This is a genomic window from uncultured Agitococcus sp., assembly GCF_937920075.1.
In the GTDB taxonomy this organism is placed as follows: domain Bacteria; phylum Pseudomonadota; class Gammaproteobacteria; order Pseudomonadales; family Moraxellaceae; genus Agitococcus.
Genome location: NZ_CALETI010000234.1, coordinates 1 through 4850, shown reverse-complemented (window position 1 = coordinate 4850; position 4850 = coordinate 1). Strand labels below are relative to the sequence as shown.

The 4850-nt window shown below is 40.9% G+C and carries 8 protein-coding genes; 1 reads left to right on the top strand and 7 read right to left on the bottom strand.

Annotation, left to right across the window (positions count from 1 at the left end):
- Positions 1 to 44: 44 nt before the first annotated feature.
- The 7 genes from Q0212_RS08300 to Q0212_RS08270 all read right to left on the bottom strand — a co-directional run bounded on the left by Q0212_RS08300 (position 45) and on the right by Q0212_RS08270 (position 3803).
- Complete coding sequence (locus Q0212_RS08300) at positions 45 to 329, bottom strand: CRISPR-associated endonuclease Cas1 (protein ID WP_297924425.1); 285 nt, start codon at positions 327 to 329, stop codon at positions 45 to 47.
- Positions 330 to 402: 73 nt separating this feature from the next.
- Entirely contained in the window at positions 403 to 687 is a 285-nt protein-coding gene (locus Q0212_RS08295; protein WP_297924423.1) for a CRISPR-associated endonuclease Cas2, read from the bottom strand.
- A gap of 15 nt (positions 688 to 702) precedes the next feature.
- Positions 703 to 1353, bottom strand: a complete 651-nt coding sequence (locus tag Q0212_RS08290; protein ID WP_297924421.1) for a hypothetical protein — start codon at positions 1351 to 1353, stop codon at positions 703 to 705.
- Positions 1354 to 1557: 204 nt separating this feature from the next.
- Entirely contained in the window at positions 1558 to 2037 is a 480-nt protein-coding gene (locus tag Q0212_RS08285; RefSeq protein ID WP_297924420.1) for a hypothetical protein, read from the bottom strand.
- Positions 2038 to 2063: 26 nt separating this feature from the next.
- A complete protein-coding gene (locus tag Q0212_RS08280) occupies positions 2064 to 2471 on the bottom strand; it encodes a hypothetical protein (RefSeq protein ID WP_297924418.1) in 408 nt (135 codons plus the stop codon).
- Positions 2471 to 3019 (bottom strand): GreA/GreB family elongation factor, encoded by a 549-nt coding sequence (locus Q0212_RS08275; protein WP_297924416.1) that lies wholly within the window; start codon positions 3017 to 3019, stop codon positions 2471 to 2473. Before Q0212_RS08275 ends, Q0212_RS08280 begins: the two co-directional genes overlap by 1 nt.
- A gap of 22 nt (positions 3020 to 3041) precedes the next feature.
- Positions 3042 to 3803 (bottom strand): hypothetical protein, encoded by a 762-nt coding sequence (locus tag Q0212_RS08270; protein ID WP_297924414.1) that lies wholly within the window; start codon positions 3801 to 3803, stop codon positions 3042 to 3044.
- Positions 3804 to 3944: 141 nt separating this feature from the next.
- Between Q0212_RS08270 and Q0212_RS08265 the strand changes: the two genes are divergently transcribed.
- On the top strand, positions 3945 to 4574 hold the full coding sequence (locus Q0212_RS08265) for a deoxynucleoside kinase (RefSeq protein ID WP_297924412.1): 630 nt from the start codon (positions 3945 to 3947) through the stop codon (positions 4572 to 4574).
- Positions 4575 to 4850: the final 276 nt, after the last annotated feature.

Sequence of the window (4850 nt, the reverse complement as noted above, 5' to 3'; positions counted from 1 at the left end):
ACACAAAGCCTAATTATTGTACAATAGGTAGGTTTTGATAAGTTTTATAGGACGGTGTATTGTGCCTGACGGCGTTGTGCATCTTTGCCAATCATGGGCATGAGTAGGGTAGGCTCGGCTTTAAGGCCATACAGCACTACCACACCAATCTGATATTCGCCCAACTTAGCCAACACACTGGCACTAAGCTGCACATCGCCCTGAATAAAAATGCGTTTTAACGGCGCAAGTGGCACAGTATTAATGCGTGTTTTATCTTGATACACGGTTAAGGCATTGCTATCGACTTTAAGTTCTATTCCACGTTTGTCCACAAAAAGCGTATTCATAGTGGCCTCGTTGTTGTGTTGTTTAGAGCGTTTACCACTTGCTCAACATGATTAAGGGGATGTTGTAGGGCTATTAATGAATAAAAAATGACCCCATGTTTTGTTCAAAATCGCGGTGTTTGCCAATGTGCAGCACAGGTTGGCGTGGGTCTAAACGCACAAACAACAGGCGGTCAGTTCTTTGGTCTATGAGTGTGTACAAATAATCTTTGGCAGCTTGTACTTCGCTAGTGGTAAACCAACACTCCATAGCTGACTTTTGGCCTTGCACACGCCAGCCTTGAAGATATTGGCGAACTTGCTGCAAGGTGTCTTCGCCGCTAATGTCATAACACACCAAATATAAATCGCGGCTCATGGTAAGTCTCCGTATTTAGGCTGTATGAGTGATGCTTTGCGTATTGTCGTTAATGCGTTTAAGTTGTTTTTTCAATTTTTTAAATAAACGGTCAACCGCCTGATATTCCGCTTCCATGTGTGTGCGTTGTACGATGTTTTGGCAGTTGGCTAAGTCAAATTTGAGTTGCTGACGACGTGGTTTTAGTTGGTCAATAAATAGGGTGACGGTTGTGCGCTCTTGATTAAGATGATGTAACGCTAATTGACGCACCTTTGCAGATTGTTGGTGTTGAGCTGAACGCACTTTTTGGTGATAGACGTTTTGTTGCTGTTGTTGATATTGTTTAACGGTATTTTTGCTTTGCTCGCGTAACTGACTTAATTGACGTTCACAACGACGTTCAGCTTGTTCACGTTCTTCGTCCGAGCTGTTGCTAGCAAAAATAGCCCCAATCAAGCCTGCAATTAATTCGCCTGTCAAATCTAAACTATCGTTAGCCACAACGCCCAAGCCTGTCGTAATATCACCAACCAAATTAAATGAGCCTTCGGCAACATCAACAGCAATATCCAAGGTATCTGCCGCCACACTGCCTGCAAACTCTACGGTGTCAACCACAATAGAACCTGCAGTTTCAACCACATCTACGACAACGCTAAATAAATCATCTAAGAAATCAAACATAATAAGTACCTCAATAAACGATATATGCAAAAACAGCTTGTTAACAAAGCAGAGGCCAAAGAACATCCTTGTTTGTTTCTCCCTGCTTAAGAAAGCAACCAAATAATGGCAATAACCATAGCCACCTCCTGAGTTGTTAATGAATTGCTATGAGTGACAGTGTAAAAGGAATTTAGCCAATGTGCGGTTATTGCAAGCTTGTGACTATTTCAATAACCAAGGTGCGTTATTGTTGGCCAAAGCGGCGTTAGCTTGGAGTTGTTGAGCCAATAAAGCATGACGTTGTTTGGCATTTTGTTGCTGGGATTTTAGTAGGGCAGGCAACGTCTCTTTTAATACCATTAAGCGAACATCGGGCATTTCTGCGGGGTTTGTGGCGACTTTCATTAACTCGGTAATATGCTGCTCAAGTTTTTTATTATCCTCTAATTGCAAATCTAAGTTTTTTACCAATAGGTCAAACTGTTGGCGAGATTGTTCCATTTGTGCAGCCAAATTTGCTAAAGCATAGTGAAGGGTTGCATCTATCTTTTTGCAACTAATGATGGTTTCTTGTTCGATACGAGCCTTTTCTAAACGATATTCATTTTCAAGTTCGGCCATGTGCTGTTGATGACGATAATGACCATTAATTAAATTACCAACTACATCAGCCACAACAGTAATAAGGGGTAAATTAGCCATGATATGCACCTCTGTTCATCGTGAATTTATGCGTTAAACGGTTGAAGACGAGTGCTTAACTCATCCAATATTTTTATGGCTTGTGGTGTTGGACTATCCATAAAGCCATATTTCAGGTTATGCCGACATTCCACCACATGACTTAACTCTGCATTGCTATACACATTAGCTTCCAACAGCAACAACAGCTTTTTTAAGGTTTGGTGTGGGTGAAAATTAGAAAAGTCATAACCTTGTAAAATTAATAACTGCGTTAAACGACGGAATAACAAATCATACTGCGTCAAAAAGCTCACAGGTTGATTCATAAGCTTGTGTTGCCATGCCTGATTTTTACGATTTGCTTGCTGCTGCAAATAGGGCGTATGCAAATACACCAAATAGCCCTGTTGAGCTAATGTTTTAAGTTCGTTGGTAGCCCATGTTGTCATCATTATTCTCCTAAGCCTGCTTGTTGACGTGAGGCATACAACTTAACCACACTGATAAAAACTTCTTCACCGCGTAACACAAATTCGTCTGAGCAATCATCAACTTGCAGCGTTAACATGGCACGCGCCAATGGCACGTCATAAGCCAATTTTTTTAGCTCGGCATTAGATTCACCATGACCGACAATTTCCCATATTTCGTGGTGGGTATTGCCTGTTAAACACTGGGTTACTTCTAGCTCAACGACAGAACCCAACCACACTTTATCTAGTGGGCGAGCGTGTTCTTGCACGGTAAAAATTCTGGCTCTTTCGAGTGTTTGCACTAAGCGTTTAACTTCACCATTTAAAAAGGCTTCCATTTGTTGCTGACGGTTAAACTCTGGGTTGTCGTGCCAGCCATCACCACTTAATTCATGGGCAATACGGCGTTGCTCACAAACCTCTAAGTAACGAGCCTGAGTTTTGTTTAGTTGTTCTTGTAGAGCGATAAAACCTTGTTCGCTAACAAAAACCGAGTTGTTGATTTGGGCTTGAAAAGAAGACAACATGATAAAAACTCCAAAAAAATAATTAGGCGGCTTTAGGCCACATGGTCGAGCCATAAGCACATAAAAACTGCCCCAACAAACAAGCGAGTTCGTGACTAGACAAAGGACTTTGTTCAACATTAGGGTCAATGCCTTGACGGTCGTCACTGACTAATAAACGCGTGTGACCTTGCTGTGTTGGGGCGGAACACATCATCGTGGCTACTAAAGACTTGTTGGGATAATCACAAATACGATGTAAAACTGAGGTCGGTAAAAAATAAGATTCGCCCACACCACGAAATTGTTGTCCTAAACTGCGTAAACAAAAATCACCTTGCCATTGTTTGTGGCTAGAAGTTTGTTGTTGTTTGGCATGGTATAAAAACTCACAACCTGTAATATCGCCTTGACGGTCATCGACAAAAGTTTCACTTAATAAATGACCACACAACACGGTAGAGGCAAAACTCCAACGATGGTCATGGATATTTTCTTCACAGGGCGTGTTTGGAAACCAAACGTGCAAACGCAATTTCCAACCATTTTCGGCGGCCAATACCACTTTTAAAAAGCCATTGCCATGATGATAAGAACGGGCAGCTACTTGAGCTAATAGAGCAGGATTGCTTAACACTTCATTAAGCAAAACATAGATGGTTTGTGGGCAAAATGTCGCGGCCATCCAATCGGCTAATTCTTGACCTGCCTCAACATTAGCATTATAGTAATGACTTATATGCGCAATCACTGCAGACAACATAGAACCATTGCTAACCATATTGTTTGTAAGTGCTAACATCATTTAACCACACCAAAATCATCGCGGTGTGGCTATTATGCAAACCAAATCGTCAAAACGGATTTTCTGCAAGCTTGTGTTTTTTCTTTGTTAAGACCGCTTAAGCCACCATAGCACCACTGCATTTTTAGTGGGGTGGCGTTCATGTATATTGTTATTGAAGGTTTAAAAGGCGTGGGCAAATCAACTTTGTTGGATGCCTTGTGTTTGCGGCTAAAACAAGAAAATGTACGTTTTAGTTTAGTCACACCCACACGGCCATTGCCAAGATTTTGCTTAGCTGAGTTTTTAGCGAAGCATTGCCGTGTGTTGATGCGTTATGATTTTTTTCGTTGTTATTTATATCGTTACCGTTCTAATCAACATGCGCGTCAAGCAGACTGGACTCAACCCTTAGTATTGGGTGATCGTAGTATTTTGACCAGTTTAGTAACCCGTTGGCCAAAAGATAATCAAGCTCAGTATATTAAAAAGACCAAAGCACAAGAATGCGAAATTCCTTGGCCTGATGAAGTCATTTATTTGCAAATGCCTTTAGAGCCATTGTTATTGCGATTAAAACAACGTCAACGAGATTATGGAAAACAGGACGAGTGTGTGGAGCGTTTAAGTTTGGCGTTTGAGTCTTACCAAGATTTACAACACAAAGGTAAATATTTGGGTGTGCCATCGGGCTTAGATTGGTCAATTGTGAATGCCAATCAGCCACCAGAGGAGGTGCTTGAGCAGGTTTATGCTTTGCTAAAGGCACGTTGCCCTAAAGCATGGTTATGAAAACGATAAATGTTCCACGTGGAGAGTGTTTAGGATTTATGTAATAAATATATTAAATAATGTATTATGTAATAAATAAAACAAAAAGCTCAATAAATGAGCGATTTTTACGGGGATTTTGAGTCTATTTAACATAACAATGATTATGCGATAAATTCTTGAAATGGCAAAAATTGTGATTCATGGAAAAATATAACACAGCAATACGGTTATTTGTAGGAAACTGAACAACCACCAGCTAAAGCTGGAGGGTTAGCCATCACGACTAAAGTCGGG